Source organism: Streptococcus sp. 2154 (assembly GCF_013277255.1).
In the GTDB taxonomy this organism is placed as follows: domain Bacteria; phylum Bacillota; class Bacilli; order Lactobacillales; family Streptococcaceae; genus Streptococcus; species Streptococcus pseudopneumoniae.
The window spans coordinates 4,512-22,809 of sequence record NZ_VMMK01000046.1; the positions used below are offsets into that span (position 1 = coordinate 4,512).

18 protein-coding genes are annotated in these 18,298 nt (G+C 41.5%); 1 reads left to right on the top strand and 17 read right to left on the bottom strand.

All coding sequences use genetic code 11. From position 1 onward, the window contains the following. Positions 1-243 precede the first annotated feature (243 nt). The 10 genes from rplA to HT693_RS08515 all read right to left on the bottom strand — a co-directional run bounded on the left by rplA (position 244) and on the right by HT693_RS08515 (position 8,586). Positions 244-933 (bottom strand): 50S ribosomal protein L1, encoded by a 690-nt coding sequence (rplA, locus tag HT693_RS08470; protein ID WP_001085675.1) that lies wholly within the window; start codon positions 931-933, stop codon positions 244-246. A gap of 207 nt (positions 934-1,140) precedes the next feature. Then, a complete protein-coding gene (gene rplK / locus HT693_RS08475) occupies positions 1,141-1,566 on the bottom strand; it encodes a 50S ribosomal protein L11 (RefSeq protein WP_001085812.1) in 426 nt (141 codons plus the stop codon). 122 nt (positions 1,567-1,688) lie between these two features. Continuing rightward, complete coding sequence (gene ldcB, locus HT693_RS08480) at positions 1,689-2,405, bottom strand: LD-carboxypeptidase LdcB/DacB (protein ID WP_050227313.1); 717 nt, start codon at positions 2,403-2,405, stop codon at positions 1,689-1,691. A gap of 2 nt (positions 2,406-2,407) precedes the next feature. Further along, positions 2,408-2,878 carry an HIT family protein gene (locus HT693_RS08485; RefSeq protein ID WP_172925103.1) on the bottom strand — a complete coding sequence of 157 codons (471 nt, stop codon included), beginning with the start codon at positions 2,876-2,878 and terminating at the stop codon, positions 2,408-2,410. A 1-nt stretch (position 2,879) separates the two neighbouring features. Beyond that, a complete protein-coding gene (locus HT693_RS08490; RefSeq protein WP_172925104.1) occupies positions 2,880-3,917 on the bottom strand; it encodes a M42 family metallopeptidase in 1,038 nt (345 codons plus the stop codon). Positions 3,918-4,014: 97 nt separating this feature from the next. Next, positions 4,015-5,340, bottom strand: coding sequence for a branched-chain amino acid transport system II carrier protein (brnQ, locus tag HT693_RS08495; RefSeq protein ID WP_172925105.1), 1,326 nt, complete (start codon positions 5,338-5,340; stop codon positions 4,015-4,017). Positions 5,341-5,510: 170 nt separating this feature from the next. Beyond that, a complete protein-coding gene (locus tag HT693_RS08500) occupies positions 5,511-5,798 on the bottom strand; it encodes a rhodanese-like domain-containing protein (RefSeq protein ID WP_172925106.1) in 288 nt (95 codons plus the stop codon). 148 nt (positions 5,799-5,946) lie between these two features. Further along, positions 5,947-6,525 (bottom strand): uracil-DNA glycosylase family protein, encoded by a 579-nt coding sequence (locus tag HT693_RS08505; protein WP_023938999.1) that lies wholly within the window; start codon positions 6,523-6,525, stop codon positions 5,947-5,949. Positions 6,526-6,567: 42 nt separating this feature from the next. Continuing rightward, positions 6,568-7,968: a dipeptidase PepV gene (gene pepV / locus HT693_RS08510; protein ID WP_023939001.1), complete on the bottom strand. Its 1,401-nt coding sequence runs from the start codon at positions 7,966-7,968 to the stop codon at positions 6,568-6,570. A gap of 12 nt (positions 7,969-7,980) precedes the next feature. Further along, positions 7,981-8,586: a nitroreductase family protein gene (locus HT693_RS08515; RefSeq protein ID WP_050223148.1), complete on the bottom strand. Its 606-nt coding sequence runs from the start codon at positions 8,584-8,586 to the stop codon at positions 7,981-7,983. A 170-nt stretch (positions 8,587-8,756) separates the two neighbouring features. On the opposite strand from HT693_RS08515, the gene HT693_RS08520 reads away from it, so the two are divergent. Continuing rightward, complete coding sequence (locus HT693_RS08520; RefSeq protein WP_050223147.1) at positions 8,757-9,557, top strand: amino acid ABC transporter substrate-binding protein; 801 nt, start codon at positions 8,757-8,759, stop codon at positions 9,555-9,557. Between the two features lie 65 nt (positions 9,558-9,622). Here the strand turns inward: HT693_RS08520 and HT693_RS08525 are convergent, their stop codons facing one another. From HT693_RS08525 to HT693_RS08555, 7 genes are all read right to left on the bottom strand, one after another. After that, a complete protein-coding gene (locus HT693_RS08525; protein ID WP_023939002.1) occupies positions 9,623-10,456 on the bottom strand; it encodes a metallophosphoesterase family protein in 834 nt (277 codons plus the stop codon). Then, on the bottom strand, positions 10,446-12,293 hold the full coding sequence (uvrC, locus tag HT693_RS08530) for an excinuclease ABC subunit UvrC (RefSeq protein ID WP_023936583.1): 1,848 nt from the start codon (positions 12,291-12,293) through the stop codon (positions 10,446-10,448). The genes HT693_RS08525 and uvrC overlap by 11 nt, the downstream gene beginning before the upstream one ends. Positions 12,294-12,331: 38 nt before the next feature. Then, positions 12,332-13,033: a M57 family metalloprotease gene (locus tag HT693_RS08535; RefSeq protein WP_031222852.1), complete on the bottom strand. Its 702-nt coding sequence runs from the start codon at positions 13,031-13,033 to the stop codon at positions 12,332-12,334. A 78-nt stretch (positions 13,034-13,111) separates the two neighbouring features. Then, positions 13,112-14,344, bottom strand: a complete 1,233-nt coding sequence (gene murN, locus HT693_RS08540) for a peptidoglycan bridge formation alanyltransferase MurN (protein ID WP_023940927.1) — start codon at positions 14,342-14,344, stop codon at positions 13,112-13,114. Between the two features lie 4 nt (positions 14,345-14,348). Beyond that, positions 14,349-15,569 (bottom strand): aminoacyltransferase, encoded by a 1,221-nt coding sequence (locus HT693_RS08545; protein ID WP_172925107.1) that lies wholly within the window; start codon positions 15,567-15,569, stop codon positions 14,349-14,351. Between the two features lie 130 nt (positions 15,570-15,699). Next, a complete protein-coding gene (locus tag HT693_RS08550) occupies positions 15,700-16,479 on the bottom strand; it encodes an alpha/beta hydrolase family protein (RefSeq protein WP_119948116.1) in 780 nt (259 codons plus the stop codon). Positions 16,480-16,547: 68 nt separating this feature from the next. Then, the gene (locus HT693_RS08555) at positions 16,548-18,209 is read right to left on the bottom strand and encodes a ribonuclease J (RefSeq protein WP_000065626.1); all 1,662 of its coding nucleotides are present in this window, start codon (positions 18,207-18,209) and stop codon (positions 16,548-16,550) included. Positions 18,210-18,298: the final 89 nt, after the last annotated feature.

An 18,298-nucleotide genomic window follows, 5' to 3' on the forward strand; every position in this document is an offset into this window, starting at 1 on the left:
CTGTTTTGAGGTTGTAGATGGAACTGACGTAGTCAGCTCAAAACACTGTTTTGAGGTTGTGGATAGAACTGACGAAGTCAGTAACCATACTCACGGCAAGGCGACGTTGACGTGGTTTGAAGAGATTTTCGAAGAGTATTAGAAAGCTCGATGGACTATTCCAGATTTATTCCACTAGATTTTGAAATCAAAAAAAGTTGAGACATAGCGTCTTCAACTTTTTTACATTACTTTAACTACTGATTAAAGTGAGTTTACGTCAACTTTGATACCAACACCTTGAGTAGTTGTGATAGTCAAGTTTGTTACGTAAGTTCCTTTAGCTGTAGCTGGTTTTGCTTTTTGGATTGTTTCGTTGAAAGCTTTGAAGTTTTCAACCAATTTTTCAGCTTCAAATGATACTTTACCGATGATTGCTTGAACGTTACCTGCACGGTCAGCACGGTAAGTGATTTTACCACCTTTAGACTCTTCAACTGCTTTAGCAACATCCATTGTTACAGTACCAGTTTTAGGGTTTGGCATCAAGTTACGTGGTCCAAGGACACGTCCAAGACGTCCAACAAGAGCCATCATATCAGGTGTAGCGATAACTACGTCGAAGTCCAACCAACCGTCGTTGATTTTAGCAACAAGGTCATCTTCACCAACAAAGTCTGCACCAGCAGCTTTTGCTTCTTCAGCTTTTGCACCGCGTGCGAAAACAAGAACGCGTGAAGTTTTACCAGTACCGTTTGGCAATACCATTGCTCCACGGATTTGTTGGTCAGCTTTTTTAACGTCGATGTTCAAGTTGTAAGCAACTTCTACAGTTGCGTCAAATTTTGCAAAGTTAGTTTCTTTTGCAAGTGCTACAGCTTCTTCTACGCTGTATGCTTTTGTGCTGTCGATTTTCTCAAGAGCAGCACGAAGTTGTTTGCTTTTTTTAGCCATTTTCTATTCTCCTTGTAAGTGGTTCAATCGATTTTCATCTCCCACGTCACTCCTCGAAATGATGAAGTCTTGCGGGTTTTCAGTCTATTACTTTCCTTTTCCTACGGCCTTAAGTTCCCTTGCTGTACCCAAGTACAAGTATCAGTCACTTGCCTAGTATGAAAAGCAACTAATAGACTGCTGTGAGATTTTCTACTGTGTTATTGATTAGTCAACAACAGTGAATCCCATAGAACGAGCAGTACCTTCGATCATACGCATTGCAGACTCTACGTTTGCTGCGTTCAAATCTGGCATCTTAGTTTCTGCAATTTCTTGTACTTGTGCACGAGTAACTGTAGCAACTTTAGTTTTATTAGGTGTACTTGATCCTTTTTCAACACCTGCAGCTTTTTTCAAAAGAACAGCAGCTGGTGGTGTTTTCGTAACGAAAGTAAATGATTTATCTTCGTAAACTGAGATAACAACTGGAATAATCATCCCAGCTTGGTCAGCTGTACGAGCGTTGAACTCTTTTGTGAATCCCATGATGTTGATACCAGCTTGACCAAGAGCAGGTCCAACCGGTGGAGCTGGTGTAGCTTTACCAGCAGGGATTTGCAATTTTACAAGTTTTTCGACTTTTTTAGCCATTTTTAAATCCTCCTTTGTGGTTTTGGCGGTAATTAGAGATTTTTACCTCCCACAAGTATGCTTTTCACATACCCATCTATTATACACTATTTATCTGGAATTGCAAGAGAAAAGTTTATTTTTTAATCGACGTAATCTCCGCCTTCAAAGCCGTAATACTCTTCCAAACTGAGACCACTTGCAGCAATTTCTTTTGCTTCTTTTCCGACATAACGCAGGTGCCATTCTTCAGCCATATAGCCTGTTTCCTTTTCCTTACCTTTGAGATAACGGACAACAAAGCCATAATCAGCTGCATGATCCAAAAGCCATTGGGCTGCTTTTTCTTCTGTTACCAAATCACCATCAGTCCCAATCACATCAAAGGCCAAGCCTGTCTGGTGTTCGCTATAGCCAGGTCGAGCAGAATAACGGTCGGCAGCTTCTTTCCCATCTTGATTGACATAATCTTGGTAGAGTTTGGTCTGAGTTTCATAACTTCTAAAGCCACTGTAATGGTCACTGATTGGGAAGCCTGCCTCTTGCATGGCTTTGATGAGTTTGACCAACTCAGCCTTGGCTGTTGGATTTTCCCCCGGATTATAGTCTTTCGACAAAGGATAGTGTTTATTGGCTACGATGATTTCATCGTATTTACCCTGAATGCTATAGTAATCACCTTTATTGACCACTTCTGCTTTCTTCTGGGCAGTCCCTTGAGACTTACTGCCGACTGTGCCATCAGCCTTGGCTGTCTGTTCTGTCTTAGCTTCTCCGTCTTCATTTTTTGCTTTTTCTTGTGAACAAGCTGCTAGACTCAAGGATATCAAGGCTGTCAAGACAAGGTATCTTTTTTTCATTTCTACTCCTTTATTTCTAATAGTTTATCTAGTTCTGACGATAAACGTTTAACTAATCTTTTAATCTCATCTGGTTTTGCTTGGCAGGTTTTTGTTGTCATTTCTTCAAAGGGAACCCACCAAACTGGACCACGTCCCTTGAGACCGTGACCATTCATGTCACCGCTTCGTCTAGGGAAAAGATGCCAGTGGAGATGGGCATCGCCATTTCCTAGAAGTTCAACATTCATTTTCTCAGCAGCAAAGGTCTTGGCAACTGCCTCTTGGACTAGACTCATTTCTTCGAGAAAACGTAGTCTTGTTTCCTTTTTCAAATGATGCAATTCCGTGACGTGTTCCTTGGCTAGAAAGAGACTATAGCCTGCAAAATACTGGTGATCTCCAATCACAAGATAGCCTGTTTCCAACTCTTTGACAAAATAGGGATTTTCTCCCTTCTTGATGAGCTCAATTCTCTGGCATATAAGACACATATTAGTCTACCAACGCGCTCTTAATGTAAGCATCAACCATACGCTCTGTTGCGACCACCGAGTCAATATGAGTACGCTCATAAGAATGACTAGACTCGATACCCGCGCCAAGGAGGGCGTGTTTGACTTCTGCCCCTGCAGACATAGCCGCTGAAGCATCCGAACCATAAAATGGATAGATATCCAGCTTAAATGGAATATCTTGCTCTTTCGCCAAGGCAACCAAATGTTGACGGAAGTCATAGTGATAAGGCCCTGAAGCATCCTTGACACAGATAGACACTGTGTACTCATCTGTCTGCTGGTCATCCCCCATAGCTCCCATGTCCACAGCCAGATATTCGACTACCTGAGCAGGGATATTAGAGTTAGCACCGTGTCCCACTTCTTCAAAAACTGAAAAAGCAAAATGGGTTGTTACGGGCAACTCAATCTTCTCTTCCATATAAATACGAAGCAGATTAAGCAAAATCGCTGCACTGACCTTGTCATCCAAATGACGAGACTTGATAAAACCTGTCTCTGTCACGACAGTTCGTGGGTCAAAGCTGATAAAATCACCGACTTCAATCCCCAAGGCACGAGTTTCTTTTTCACTAGTTACTTTTGCGTCCAAACGAACTTCCATATTGTCCTGCGTGCGTTCTGCAGTTCCTGCATCCTTATAGACATGGCAAGAAGTTTGGTGGATGAGGATGGTTCCTGATACTTTTTGACCTGTGCTAGCCACATGAACGGTACAGTTTTCACCTTCAATCATGTTCCAAGGAAAGCCACCGATACGATCCAATTTGAGACGGCCGTCTGGTTTGACAGCACGGACAATAGCACCCAGTGTATCTACATGGGCAGTCACATAGCGGTGTTGTTCATCTTTTTGACCTTTAATGGTCACATTGACACCGCCCTTGGCTGTGCGAACTGGCTGATAACCAAAATCTTCTAAAGTCTTGACTAAATAGTCCGAAATCTCACGAGTGAAGCCTGTTGGCGATGCGATGGCTGTTAGTTCTTTGATATATTCTACTGTTTGATTCATTTCTTCACCTCTTTTGCTACCTATTATAACACATTTATCATCGGATAAAAAAAGAAAATCACTTTTGTAGCCTTGACTACAAAAGTGATTTTAATGATTATTCCATTTCAAAAACATTGCTTTCTTGCTTGTTAGGTAGAACCAATGAGAGCAAGATTCCAACGATGGCTGGCACCAACCATGGGAGTGAGGCCTTGGCAAAAGGAAGAACGCTAACAAGATTTGCAAAAAATTCAACCTTAAAGGAGCTTCCTAGTACGCTTGCAATGCCAATAGCTGTAACAACAGCAATTGTCAACTGCATACCTGGTTTTGAAAGAGCCACGAATTTGTTGACAATGACAATCATAACGATGGCAATCGTGATTGGGTACAAAATAACCAGCACAGGGATTGAGTACTTGATAATCGCATCAAGACCCAAATTGGCAATGACAAATCCAATCAAGGTAAAGGCTGTCGCATAAACCTTGTAGCTGATTTGTGGGAAGCGCTCATTAAAGAACTCAGCTGTTGACACAATCAAACCAACTGTTGTTGTGAAGCAGGTTACAGTAACCATAGCTGCCAGGAAGAGTTGGGCTGTTGAGCCAAAGATTTCTTGGGTGGCTTGTGACAAGATGTAAACACCTGGTGTTCCACCCTTCATAGCCTCAGCTGGTACCGGGAAATGATTTCCAAGGAAACCTAAACCGATGTAAAGAGCACTGAAGGCAAGGGCCACAACGATACCAACCACCCAAATAGTTGAAATGTATTCTTTCTTACTTGAAAATCCAAGTTGTTTTAAGGTTTGAACTGCGATTACGCTAAAGGCAACTGAGGCAAGAGCATCCAAGGTATTATAACCTTCTAGGAAACCTGTCCCAAAGGCAGAAGCTTGATAAGCAGCTGAAGCAGCTTGAGGACTTGTTCCGCCATATTTGATAGCTCCTAGGACAACCAAGATAACAATCAAAATAGCAAAGACTGGTGTTAAAATACGGCCGATACGGTCTAAGATTTTTGATGGATTAAGCGAAATTAGATAAGCTGCTGCAAAGTAAAGAACCGTAAAGACAATCAAACCAAGACCTTTATTTGCATCCGACAAAAGGGGGCTAATCCCTACTTCGTAAGCTGTTGTAGCAGTACGTGGGATAGCAAAGAATGGACCGATTGACAAGTAAAGAACTGAGAGGTAAAGAGTCGCAAACCAAGGCGCTATCTTTGTAGAAATCTCGTAGATATATCCTTTAGGATTTAGCGTTCCAATAATAAGGGTCAAGACGGCGATACCGACACCTGAAAAGACAAAACCTGCGATGGCAGGAAGAAAATGTTCTCCAGATAGAGCACCTAGAGAAGGCGGAAAAATCAAGTTCCCCGCACCAAAAAATATTCCAAACAGAAGCAAACCTGTTAGGGCACCTTTTTTAGCCATGAAAATCTCCTTTATATTTATAAAATACTGACCTAGTATATCATGAATAGGAGTATGAAAAAAGCTTCATGAAGTAAATATTGAATGTTTTCAAGATTCTTAAAAATAAGAATTATCTAAAAATAAAATCCCCTACCCAGTCCACACTAAGTAGGAGAAAATTCTAATATTTAAAGTTCTTCAAAGGCCATCATGCCACCTTGTACATTGATAACCTCATAACCTTGTTCTGATAAGAATTGGCAAGCACGCGCCGATCTCATTCCAGATTTGCAAATAACATAATGTAACTGGTCCTTATCCAACTGATCATAGGTATCAGCCAATTGACTAAGTGGTAGGTTGTGGGCACCTTCTAAATGAAGAGTTTCAAATTCGTCCACTTCTCTCACGTCCACTAGAGAAAGTTGGTCGTTTTGATAAAGCTGGTAAAATGCGTCAAAGGTTATTTCTTTCATTCTTTTTCTCCTAATACTCTTCAAACCACGTCAGCGTCGCCTTACCATAGGTATGGTTACTGACTTCGTCAGTTCTATCCACAACCTCAAAGCTGTACTTTGAGCAACCTGCGGCTAGCTTCCTAGTTTGCTCTTTGATTTTCATTGACTATAAAATGGTTTTAATTCTTTTTTTCAAATCTGGCACCACTTCTGACTCAAACCAAGGATTTTTGGCCATCCAGATTTGATTTCGTGGTGAGGGGTGAACTAGTGGAAAATAGGTTGGCAGATAGTCTTTATAGTGTTTCACCCTCTCCGTTACCTTCCCACTGATTTTCTCCTGTAAATAGTAGGCTTGGGCATATTGCCCAATCAAGAGGGTTAACTGAATATCAGGCAATTCCTGTAAGAGCTGCGGATGCCATTTTTCTGCAAAACCAGTTCGCGGTGGCAGGTCGCCTGACTTACCATGCCCTGGAAAGTAGAAATCCATAGGCAAAACAGCAAAATAACCTGAATTGTAAAAGGCATCTTCATCCACACCTAGCCAGTCTCTCAGGCGGTCACCACTCTTATCCTTCCAGTAAAGGCCTGCCTCCTGTGTTTTAAGCCCCGGTGCTTGACCGATGATATTGATGCGAGCAGTCTTTGGTGCTGCAAAAAGAGGCTCGATGCCACGCTCTGTATAGCTAGCATTCTGCGGATCCGCCATGATAGCCTGCTTGATTCTTTCAATTTGAGACATCTACTTTCCAGTCCAAGCATACAATCTCAGACTTCTATCGTTTTATTTGATCAATTCATAAATAGCTTCGGCATAGATTGCTGCTGCTCGGAAGAGATCATCCAAGGCGATAAATTCATTGGCTTGGTGCATGGTGTCAATTGAGTCTGGGAACATAGCACCATAGGCAACTCCGCGCTCTAACAAGCGACCAAAGGTTCCACCACCGATAACTTGCTCGTGACCTTTAAGGCCAGTTTGTTTTTCATAGACATTCAACAAGGTTTGCACAAGTGGATCTTCCATTGGCACATAGTGAGGCGTGTGACCATGTTCTGATAGACTGACAGAAGCAACTGGCAAGTTTTCTAGGATTGACTTGATTTGTTCTGGACTTGTTCCTTTTGGATAGCGGATATTAAGGGCAATGGTATTATCAGCACTTGTTTCATCGAAGCGGAAGACGCCAGCATTCATAGAAAGAGCACCCATCTTTTCATCCACATGAGCAATCTTGAGATTTTCACCCTCATGATCGTTCAATAGAATTTTACCTGCGATGTCAAGGTAGTCTTTGGCTGGACCAGCAAAGCCAAACTGGCTGAGGAAGAGGGCAAGGTAAGTTGCGCCATTGACACCTGAAGCAGGCATAGCACCATGGGCTGATTTACCAATGATCGTCACCTTGTATTGGCCAGCTTCTTCTTGGAGTTCTCCTCTAAGTTTGTGTTCTGCAACAAAGGCATCTAGTTTAGCTTGCAAGTCAGCTAAATCACCTGAAACGACTGCTGTTGCTGATTCTGGTACCATGTTTTCACGTAAACCACCTGTAAAGCTGTGAAGACGGGCAGCACCTGTATTTTCTCCTGCAAAGTGGAGGTATTCCGTGATATTTCCTTTTTCACCATTGATGATTGGAAATTCAGCATCTGGTGAGAAACCGAAATCTGGTTTGGCAAGTCCTACGTGCTCAAAGTAGTAGTCCATGTCTGCCCAACCTGATTCTTCGTCTGTTCCAACGATGAAGCGAACTTTCTTAGAAGTTGGAAGGCCCAATTCTTTGATGATTTTCAAACCATAGTAGCAAGCTGTTGTAGGTCCCTTGTCATCTGAAGCCCCACGCGCATAAAGGCGACCATCTTTGATAGTTGGTGTGTAAGGGTCTGTGTCCCAACCGCTACCAGCAGGCACCACATCCATGTGGGCAAAGATTCCGAGAACTTCTTCTCCATCACCAAACTCAAAATGTCCTGCGTAGTTATCGACATTCTTAGTTGGGTAGCCATCACGGTCTGCGATTTCAAGGAATTTCTCCAAGGCTTTTACTGGACCAGGCCCAAATGGATGTTCAGCATCAACCTTGCTGTCATCACGTTCTGAATTGATTTCCAAAAGGCTAAACAAGTCAGCCAAGAGGTCTTCTTTGCGTTTTTCTACTTCTGCTGTAAAATCAATTGCTGTCATTTTTTCTTCTTTCTATCTTTTCTCGATGATTTCATCTACTGGCAAGCGGTAGCTTGGTTGCAATTTTTCGTCTGTATAACCCACTGTGATCAAGAGTTCTGGGCGGAAACGGTCTGCGATTTCCAAAACTTCATTAACTTTTGATTTGTCAAAACCAAGGATAATGTTGGAACCAATCCCTTGGTCTGTAAGAGCGAGAACCAAGTTCATAGCAACCAAACCTGCATTGAGGGCTAGGTAGTCGCTGACTTGTTGTTCATTGTAGCGTGCAAATTCAGCTGGCAAATTTTTCATGAAGTATTGAAGTTGTTCTTCTGAGAAATTGTTAGCACCACCAACTCGGGCAATCTTACGAGCACGTTTGGCAAGGTCTGTATCCGTAAAGAGGGCAATAGTTACAGGCGCTGATGATACCTGTTCAAAGTTGGAACCGTAAGCCAATTTTGCTAGTTCGGCATTTTTCTCACGTACCACCACAAATTTCCAAGGCTGGCTGTTGTGGGCACTTGGTGCCAAGGTTGCAATTTCGATAGCCGTACGCACATCTTTTGGATCAACTGGCTTATCAGTGAAATGCTTAGTCGCATGACGTTTTTTATTTAATTCAAGAAATTTCATAATCGATTTCCTTTTCTAATTCTACTGCTTCCATTCTACCATAATTTGAAAGAGCTTGCAGGGATTTTTCATGATTAAGTTTTTCTATCACAGACATAAAAGATATATATTGGTTTATCAGGAACATTTCTGATAAACTAGCAAGTACTTTACATTTGAATGGAGACAGTATGAAAAAATTTAGCCTATTACTAGCTATCCTACCATTTTTGGTTGCCTGTGGGAATCAATCTACACCCAAAGAGACTAGCGCTCAAAAGACAATCGTCCTTGCTACAGCTGGCGACGTGCCGCCATTTGACTACGAAGACAAGGGAAATCTGACAGGCTTCGATATCGAAGTTCTAAAAGCAGTGGATGAAAAACTCAGCGACTACGAGATTCAATTCCAAAGAACTGCCTGGGAAAGTATCTTCCCTGGACTTGATTCTGGTCACTATCAAGCAGCTGCCAATAACTTGAGTTACACAAAAGAGCGTGCTGAAAAATACCTATACTCGCTTCCGATTTCCAACAATCCCCTCGTCCTTGTTAGCAACAAGAAAAATCCTTTGACTTCTCTTGATCAAATTGCTGGCAAAACAACGCAAGAGGATACCGGAACTTCAAACGCTCAATTCATCAATAACTGGAATCAGAAACACACTGACAATCCTGCTACTATCGATTTTTCTGGTGAAGATATCGGTAAACGAATCCTAGACCTTGCTAACGGTGAATTTGATTTCCTAGTCTTTGACAAGGTATCCGTTCAAAAGATCATCAAGGACCGCGACCTAGATCTCTCAGTTGTTGATTTACCTTCTGTCGATAGCCCCAACAATTATATTGTTTTCTCAAGCGACCAAAAAGAGTTTAAAGAACAATTTGATAAAGCACTCAAAGAACTCTACCAAGACGGAACACTCGAAAAACTCAGCAATACCTATCTAGGTGGTTCTTATCTCCCAGATCAATCTCAGTTACAATAAGATATACTAAAAGCGATTGGACGAGCCAATCGTTTTTAATTTGCATTGGTTATTTTAGGAAACTCTTACAAAAAATCAAAAAAATTCTTCACATCTTCTACATACCCATGCTTTTCTATTAAGCTTGCTAATAATTCCAGATTGTGTCCCTGATAGTTATCTTCACGACGTAGTTCTTCATACATTTCGATAAAGGGAAGCCCCTTGGACTTGGCCAGTTCTAACTCCGCTTCATAGTCATAAGCGACTTTACGAAATAGGATATTTACCAATTCCCCATCTTCAACTTCTATCACGACATACTGGGCACGGTGATTTTTTAACGCCTCCCAATTAAAATAGGGCATGCCAATCGACCCTGGATTGATGATTTGTTGCCCTTGACTGCCATAACGAAGCAACTGCTTGTGAACATGACCATAGACTGCCACGTCCGTTTCCTCATCGAGGAGTTGGTCAAATTTCTCTGTATCATTCTCAACTAGCAAGTCACCACCATAGTTCTTATTTGGCAAATTATGAGAGATAGAAAAGCGCAATCCGTCAATTTCTTTCTTTTCCAGCAAAGGCAAGCTTCGTAGCCAGACAATCGTTGCAGGATCCATTTGCTCCATCAAAAACTGGGTCATGCGCATTGACTGGATTTCTTTCGGATGTTCCAAACCATATTCGCCATCCAAGGCCTCAAGGACACGATCATCCCAATTGCCTCGAACACTGGTTGTGATAGGAAGGTCCTTTAGCAGGGCGACTAAGTCATTTGCGCCTGGACCAGGAAGAAAAATATCTCCCAGAAGCCAGTATTCGCTGACTCCTTGATTTTTAGCATCTGCAATCACTGCTTCTAGCGCCGTCGCATTGCCATGAATATCTGATAAAATTGCGATTTTATGGTTCATGATGGTCTCCTTCTGTTTGGTATTCTACACTTTCTTCCGCCACTTGAGGCAAGACTTCTGCCTCCTGCGGATTCAACTTCCTCTGAACTGCTTCTGCTACTGCTCTTGGTACTCCGACCTCGACAATCTCATCCACACTTGCTTCCTTGATTTTGGTCAGAGACTTGAAGTGCCTCATGAGATTTTGCTTGCGTTTAGATCCCAGACCGTCAATCCCATCCAATTGTGATGAAAAGGAATTTTTAGAGCGCAGTTGGCGGTGGAAAGTGATAGCAAAGCGGTGTACCTCATCTTGAATGCGTTGGAGGAGGAAAAATTCCTGAGAATTGCGAGACAAGTCCACCACTTCCAGCGGATCTCCAAAGAGCAATTCATGGGTTTGGTGCTTATCATTCTTTTGCAGACCTGCAATTGGAATATCCAAACCTAGTTCCTCTTGGATGACTTGCTTGGCGATATTGACTTGCCCTTGTCCCCCATCAATGACAATCAAATCTGGAGGAGTCAAACCTTCTCGTTGTACTCGACCATAACGTCTGCGAATAACCTCACGCATACTGGCATAGTCGTCTGGTCCAACGACAGTCTTGATTTTATACTTACGATAATCTTTTTTACTTGGTTTGCCGTTGACAAAGACCACCATAGCTGAAACAGGACTAGTCCCCATGATGTTGGAATTATCGAAGGACTCGATGCGAACTGGAGTCGGAATTTGGAGCAAACGTCCTAGATTTTCAATAGCTCCTTGGGTCTTTTCGACTGATTTTTCTAGCAGGTTAAATTTCTGCTCCAGACTAACGCGTGCATTTTTTATAGCTAAATTGACCAGCTGCTTTTTCTCTCCACGTTGAGGCTTAAGAATCTTGGAATCCACCAAAGCCTTGACAGCTTCTTGGTCAATATCCTGCGGAATCAGTACCTCATTGGGAACTAGATGAGATTTTTCTTGATAGAATTGTCCTACATAGGTCAAAAAATCCTCATCTGGATCATTGAAGTAGGGGAATAGATTGACATCGCGCTCGATGAGCTTGCCCTGACGAACAAAGAAAACTTGCACACACATCCAGCCCTTATCCACATAGTAGCCAAAGACATCGCGATTTTGGAGATCCTTAGCCATGACCCGTTGCTTGGTTCGAAGCGTTCCAATAGCCTGAATCAGGTCACGGTATTCCGCCGCACGTTCAAACTCCATAGTCTGAGCCGCCGCTGCCATTTTGCCCTTGAGGTTATCAATGATTTTATCATCTTGGCCTTTCAGAAAATCAGAAACCTCCTGAGCCATAGACTTGAAATAGTCCTCATCCTTCTTACAGATGGTGTGGCTCATGCATTGGCCGATATGGTAGTAAAAACAGACCTTAGACGGTGGATTGGTACACTTACGAAAAGGGAAAATCCGATCCAGTAGTCGCTTGATTTCATTGGCCGCCCCCACATCTGGATAGGGACCAAAGTAGAGACCTCCGTCCTTCTTGACCTGACGAGTGATAATCAAGCGTGGATAGCGCTCATTAGTGATTTTGATGAAGGGATAGGACTTGTCATCCTTGAGCATGATATTGTATTTAGGCTTATTTTCCTTAATCAGGTTGATTTCTAGGAGAAGTGCCTCAATATTAGACTCCGTAACGATAAATTCAAAATCTACAATTTCAGACACCAAAGCCTCTGTTTTGGTATCATGACTTCCACGGAAATAGGACCGCACGCGGTTACGCAGATTTTTAGCCTTTCCTACATAGATAATGGTGCCGTTTTTATCCTTGTGAATGTAACAACCAGGGCTGGTCGGCAAGAGCTCTAGTTTTGATTTAATCAAGTTGTTCATAATTCCATTATAGCAAAAAAGTAGGGAAAAATAGTCCCCTACTCATTGGTCTCATATAATTTTCGAAGTCTTTCAACATCCTCTTCCTGGATACCATAAAAAGAACCTGCTGGTTGCATGACAGACTTCTCATCTGTATGGTCCAAGCCAATCGCATGACCTAACTCATGTTCTGCCGTATGGACAAGGCGTTCATAGGAATAGCCATAGTATGGATTGGACAAATAATAATGATTCAAGCGCACCGTTACGGACAAGAATTGCCCTGTTAAGAGATTAGTTTGACTTTCCGCCTCTCCTGCCACAGGAGTGCCTCCGTCGTTCATCTCCGTAGCCGTAATATCCGCCTTACTAGACTCAGTCACGAGTTCAAAGTTAAAAGCACCAGTTTGATTCCAGTTCTGGATTGCTTCTAAATAAGCCTCTTGAAAGCGTGAATCCATCTGCGGATCCAGGTAAATACGAGCAGAGGCCTGTGGCCACCTTCCTTCAGAATGCTGGTGACTATCTGTCTGGCTTAACTTAGGCAGTTGCCCTGTTTTCTCCCATTGGTCAATACTTTGTTGACCAATTTTTACTGACCGTTCTGCTTGCTTTAGCGCTCCTTGAAAATCCCCGTTCAGATACCAGAGAAGTCCGAAAGCAAGCACACATAAAAGCACAACTATCCAAACCAGACGCCAAAACAAACGCCACACAAAAGAAAAGAAAGCCCCTATCAAACGAAAAAGCCAGCGCATGTCTCTCCACCTTTCTAGCAAATAAAAATTATTTTACTAAAAGAAGCTAAAAGAAAGCTAAATACTGACTTTTTCATCTTAACGTCCTACTATTTTTTTGAGTAACTGGATAGCTTTGTATTTTAAAGGAGATGGATGGTAACGGAAAGTACCTGCTTTGCGTACAATATAGCCATTAAAATTCTGTTTAAAACGCAAAACACCATCACTTCCATCAAAAATCCCTTGAATGCCTAGGAAGTTGTATTTAGGTATTCCACGTTTTATGCTTTCCAACATAACATATTTTTGAAGCAGTGCAGGGGAATAGAATTTATTAAACTCAGTGTAGGAACCACTAAAGAGGTAAGTCGTTTCCTGAGGCATATAAACAAATAAACTCCCGGCTAAAACAATATCTTCTTCTCCATATTTTTCAATCAAGTCTCGCGCTTCTGCTTTTCGAACTTCAAATGTTTCAAATTGACTAGAATATTCTCTCAGTTGATTTTGTTTTTTCTCAGAATGAGGATTTTTACTCAAATCAAGTCGCAACTTGTTCAAGTTTTCTTCTAGTTTACTTTGTTCACCTTGCAATTTGCTCATATAGTCCGAAAAATTTAAGCTTGCTATGAGAAACTCCGCTTGTTCTCCAAAAGTATCATAAAAATGCTCATAATATTCTAAACTTTTATCACTATATTCTCTACGTTCAGAGGTTTCTTTTGTTATATTCTTAAAAATCGATAGTTCTTCACGTTTTAACTTTTTCAACCGAATGCCAAAGGTTTCAGCCTTTTTCACCAAGGGTTTACCCTTTTTGCTAAAACTTTTAAGCAAACTCTTTTCAGTTAATTCAGTTAAATCTTTATAGTATAACCAATCTGGTTCTCCACCTGGGTAACCTCTTGTCAATCCATCAAATTGATAACCTAAATCAGTTAAACCTTGAATGACACTTTTTTTCTCAGCATCTATTGGATTACCTTGGCTATCAAAAGTTTGATAAGTTTCATAAGGTTTTACAAGCAGCTCTAATACACCATTTTGCTTGGCATATTCTTTTAACTCCGCATAAAAAACTGGAAGAGCATCTTGTTGGGTATAAATCGGCCCCGAATTGATCTCCATATGCAGACCACCCAGCATGGGCAAGCTATAAACCAGAGCTGCAACTTGAATCTCTCCTCCTTGTTTCAAAGCAAGATAAACAATTCGAGCCCCTCTTTTTTCTAACAAGTCCCCCATCTGAACAGATTGCATAAAGGAACGAGAAGAAACCTGATCAGAATAAGTACGAAACTCTTCTTTCGTGAGTGTAGTTAGTGCCATATACTTACTTTCTATGTTTTTTTCTTAATGTTTTACGGAAATCAAGAGCAAGTCTTAACAGAGGATAGAGAGGATGGGTAGGAATTGTAAATTCACCCAAGTATTCTTCGATCGTTGGATTAAAATTAGCTTTAAAACGATAGAGTCCACCATCTAAAGCATTCTCGACGCCTCCTAAATTTTGCCATAAAATGCCACGTTCAAAGGAATATCGAGCTGTCTCATACCAAGTCAAAATAGGAGCTTTATAACGTCTAAAATCTTCATCCATTCCTGCGTATAGATTGACAGAAGTTTGTCCGAATTCTAAAGTCAAGGTAGCCGCTAAGGGAACTATTGCTTGACCTGCATCCATATATTCCTGCAGGAAAGTCAATTCCTCTAACAAACGTTCTTTTTCCTTCTTCTGCGCTTCTACTTTTGAAGTTCGAGTCGAATCAGTAAAGGTCTCTTCCAAGGCTCTGTTTTTCGCTAACTGTTCTTCTAATTCTTGCGAACGTTTAGAGACATCCAAGGTTGCCAAGGTGATGTAGGCCTTGTCCTTAAAATTATCTAACAACTTTTTATAATAGGCTTCATTCCTCAAATGAATCTCTTTCCGCTTCTCGGTTTTTTTCATCAAAAAGGAAAAAGAGTCCAATAATTCAGTTCCACCAAATTGAATCTCTACCCCCTTATTCCGTGCTGTTCGAATAGCCTGTTTTGTTGACTTGGAAAGTTTATCTTCTTCAAAATTTTCCTTGTATATTTTCACCTGAATACGAGGTTGAATGGTGTCTCCCATTTCCTCTGTTTTTCCTGACCACCTTACTCCCATTTGTTGCAAACTATCAATAATAGCCAGATTTTCAGGAAATTCTCTTTTATCTTGATTAACCAAATGTTGAGATAGACAAATGCTTGGATCGAAAGTCACAAAAACCGCTCTCTTACTGCGAGCATAAGACTTAATAGACTGAATGACAAAACTCAAGAGTTCTGTATCCCCATAATCCAATATAGGCCCTCTTGGGATGTAAAACATTTTATAGCCTAACGGAAGAGTTCTAATCAAAATACTAGCTGTCGCCAGTAATTTTTCTTCCCTGTAAACACCAAACTTCTCATGTTGCCAATCAGACTTCACTTCTTCCCAAGCACTACTTTGTAATACATTGGCTAATTCATGTTCTTTGACAAACTGATCATATTCTAATGTGGGAATGCCAATTTGATAACGGTACATTTCCTACTCTCTTTCCTCCAATATCTTATTACTATTCTACTACTTTCGTTTGAAAAGTCTAGTGAAAACAGACTTCCATCATTGTTTTGAAGCCAAGAATAACTATAGATAGTGGTTCATTTATAAAAAACTAACTCAATCTCTCTTCTAATTTGAAATCGATTGGCAGGGTTGCTAGAAACCGTTCCAATTGTTTTTCCCAATAATACCACTCGTGAGTTCCAGCGCTATGGCTATAGGTCACATCAAAACCTAATTTTTTGAGATTTTTCACTGCTAGATTATTGGCTTCATACAAGAAATCCTGTTCGCCACACCACGCCCAAAGTTTGGTCTTTTTATCCGATTTTTTAGCCAGACTTTCAAGAGAATAGGGACTAGTTGTCCAGTCTCTAATCTCTCCAAAAACACCTCTCCAGTAGGCTGGACTTCCCAGATTTTGGCTCTCAGGAGAAAAATCTTGAAAGCTGAGAGCACCTGAAAAACTAGCTGCATGAGAAAAACGATTTGTCGCAAGAGCCAATTTGAAACAGCCGTAGCCTCCCATGGAGAGACCAGCGATAAAGGTCTTTTCACGCTTACTGGTCATATTAGGGAAGAAGCGTTTCAAAACCTGTGGCAATTCCTCTGCTAGAGCTGTGTAATAGTCAAAACCATACTGGGTATCAGTGTACCAACCGTTGCTGGTATTGGGCATGACGACGATGAGATTAGTCCCCCGAAGCAAGCGTTCTACATTGGTCCGTTTGAGCCAACTATTATGATTGCCAGACATCCCGTGCAAGAGGTACAAGACGGGAATATCTTCACACTCTGGTTCTTCCACTCGATTGGCATCAGGGTAGAGGACATTCACCCCCCACTCCATATCCAAAACTTGTGAGTAATACTCGATTTTCATTACTGCCATGATTTTCTCCTTCTATTTTCCGATAAGAAAAAGCCGAAACTAGACTTTATCTTTACTTATTTCAATGATTATTTTGCTTCCATGACTACTGGTAGAATAGCTGGACGACGCTTGGTTTGGTCAAAGAGATACTTGGTCAGATTATCACGAACCTTGCCTTTAAGATCTGCCCAGTCAAAGTCATCTCCTTGAAGATAGTCTTCTACCGTCTGGTTAATCAATTCTGAACTTTCACGGAGAATATCGCGACTCTTCTTGAGATAAACAAATCCACGCGTGTGAACACGAGCCTTAGCTACAATTTTCTTCTCACGTCGGTTAACTGTAATTGCGACGATGAAAATGCCATCCTCTGACAAGACCTTACGGTCACGAAGAACCACATTTCCAACATCACCTATGGCATTCCCGTCAATCAAGACATCCCCTGCCGAAACTGCTCCAGCTGGGACAAAGTCTCCATTCTCATAAGCCATGCTGGTTCCCTTTTTAGGGATGAAAATGCGTTCTGGCAACATACCTACTGCCATAGCAGCCTTAGCATGGGCATCCAACTCGCGGTATTCCCCTTGAATTGGGAAGAGATACTTAGGTTGCAAGAGATTGATCATCAACTGCAAATCACGCGCATTTCCGTGCCCTGATACATGTAAACTTTGGGTAATCAATTTGACAACCCCTCCTGCCTGATAAATCATATTTTCCACACGCGCAACGAAGGCTTCTTTAGCAATAGACGGAGCCGTAGCAATATAGACCAGGTCCCCATCCTTGATTTCTACATAACGATGGCGACCAATCGACATCTTACGAAGTCCATTGATAGGTTCACCCATACGACCTGTCTCAAGAATAATCAACTCATGGTCTTCAAAGCGAGACATATCTTTCGGCTTAATCAAGAGAATTTCGTTGGCTAAAGACAACTTCTTGAGACGAATCGCTGTGCGGACGATATTTTCAATATCAAATCCTGTCAAGACGATACGTCGACCTGTTTTATCCGCAGCGTCAAAAATCTGCTGGATACGAGAAAGGTTACTGGAAACAGCTGCAACGATGATACGACCTTCCCAGTCAGCAATGGTTTGGGTAATTTCATCTCTAACTTCACTTTCACTAGCCACCTGAATATTGCTGTCCGCATTGGCCGAATCACTGAGGAGAGCCAGGACGCCGTCACGACCGATTTCTGCCAAACGAGCGAAGTCTGTCGCATAGGATTCACTAGCTGTCTGGTCAAATTTGAAGTCACCTGTATAAACGATGCTACCTTCAGCTGTCTTCAAGACAATTCCCAGGCTCTCTGGAACGGAGTAAGTCGTAGGGAAGAAGGAAACCACTGTCCCACCAAAATCAATCTCCGTATCTTCATCAATAACATGAAAATCATTAAATTTCTTGACTGCGTCATTTCCTTTGACAAAGAGCTTTGCCAACTCAATGGTCAACTCAGAGCCAAATACAGGTACCTTGGCTTCAGCCAAGAGATAAGGCAGAGCACCAATAGCATCTGCATGTCCGTGAGTTAAAAATACCCCAGCAATTCGATCTTTATTTTCAAAAAGGTAGTCCATCTTTGGAATCACCACATCGACCCCTAATTGTTCATTTTCGGGATATTTTAACCCTGCATTCAAAACAAAAATGGACTCTCCAATTTCAGCAATGTACATATTTTTCCCATTTTCACGTACACCACCAAGTGTTGTTAAACTAATATTACTCATTTTTCCTCCAAAATCTTAGTTTATCTTGATTATAGGGTTGCTTACCCTCTTATTCTAAAAGCACTATTACTTTTATACTCTTCGAAAAT

Bases quoted from the DNA above. Each gene is read 5' to 3' on its own strand.
- HT693_RS08520 (WP_050223147.1), top strand. From the start codon at position 8,757: ATGAAAAAATTTAGCCTATTACTAGCTATCCTACCATTTTTGGTTGCC.
- brnQ (WP_172925105.1), bottom strand. From the start codon at position 5,340: ATGGCTAAAAAAGGTGCCCTAACAGGTTTGCTTCTGTTTGGAATATTT.
- HT693_RS08535 (WP_031222852.1), bottom strand. From the start codon at position 13,033: ATGCGCTGGCTTTTTCGTTTGATAGGGGCTTTCTTTTCTTTTGTGTGG.
- HT693_RS08525 (WP_023939002.1), bottom strand. From the start codon at position 10,456: ATGAACCATAAAATCGCAATTTTATCAGATATTCATGGCAATGCGACG.
- HT693_RS08545 (WP_172925107.1), bottom strand. From the start codon at position 15,569: ATGTACCGTTATCAAATTGGCATTCCCACATTAGAATATGATCAGTTT.
- HT693_RS08515 (WP_050223148.1), bottom strand. From the start codon at position 8,586: ATGAAATTTCTTGAATTAAATAAAAAACGTCATGCGACTAAGCATTTC.
- HT693_RS08485 (WP_172925103.1), bottom strand. From the start codon at position 2,878: ATGTGTCTTATATGCCAGAGAATTGAGCTCATCAAGAAGGGAGAAAAT.
- rplK (WP_001085812.1), bottom strand. From the start codon at position 1,566: ATGGCTAAAAAAGTCGAAAAACTTGTAAAATTGCAAATCCCTGCTGGT.
- rplA (WP_001085675.1), bottom strand. From the start codon at position 933: ATGGCTAAAAAAAGCAAACAACTTCGTGCTGCTCTTGAGAAAATCGAC.
- pepV (WP_023939001.1), bottom strand. From the start codon at position 7,968: ATGACAGCAATTGATTTTACAGCAGAAGTAGAAAAACGCAAAGAAGAC.
- murN (WP_023940927.1), bottom strand. From the start codon at position 14,344: ATGGCACTAACTACACTCACGAAAGAAGAGTTTCGTACTTATTCTGAT.
- ldcB (WP_050227313.1), bottom strand. From the start codon at position 2,405: ATGAAAAAAAGATACCTTGTCTTGACAGCCTTGATATCCTTGAGTCTA.
- HT693_RS08490 (WP_172925104.1), bottom strand. From the start codon at position 3,917: ATGAATCAAACAGTAGAATATATCAAAGAACTAACAGCCATCGCATCG.
- HT693_RS08505 (WP_023938999.1), bottom strand. From the start codon at position 6,525: ATGTCTCAAATTGAAAGAATCAAGCAGGCTATCATGGCGGATCCGCAG.
- HT693_RS08550 (WP_119948116.1), bottom strand. From the start codon at position 16,479: ATGGCAGTAATGAAAATCGAGTATTACTCACAAGTTTTGGATATGGAG.
- uvrC (WP_023936583.1), bottom strand. From the start codon at position 12,293: ATGAACAACTTGATTAAATCAAAACTAGAGCTCTTGCCGACCAGCCCT.
- HT693_RS08555 (WP_000065626.1), bottom strand. From the start codon at position 18,209: ATGAGTAATATTAGTTTAACAACACTTGGTGGTGTACGTGAAAATGGG.
- HT693_RS08500 (WP_172925106.1), bottom strand. From the start codon at position 5,798: ATGAAAGAAATAACCTTTGACGCATTTTACCAGCTTTATCAAAACGAC.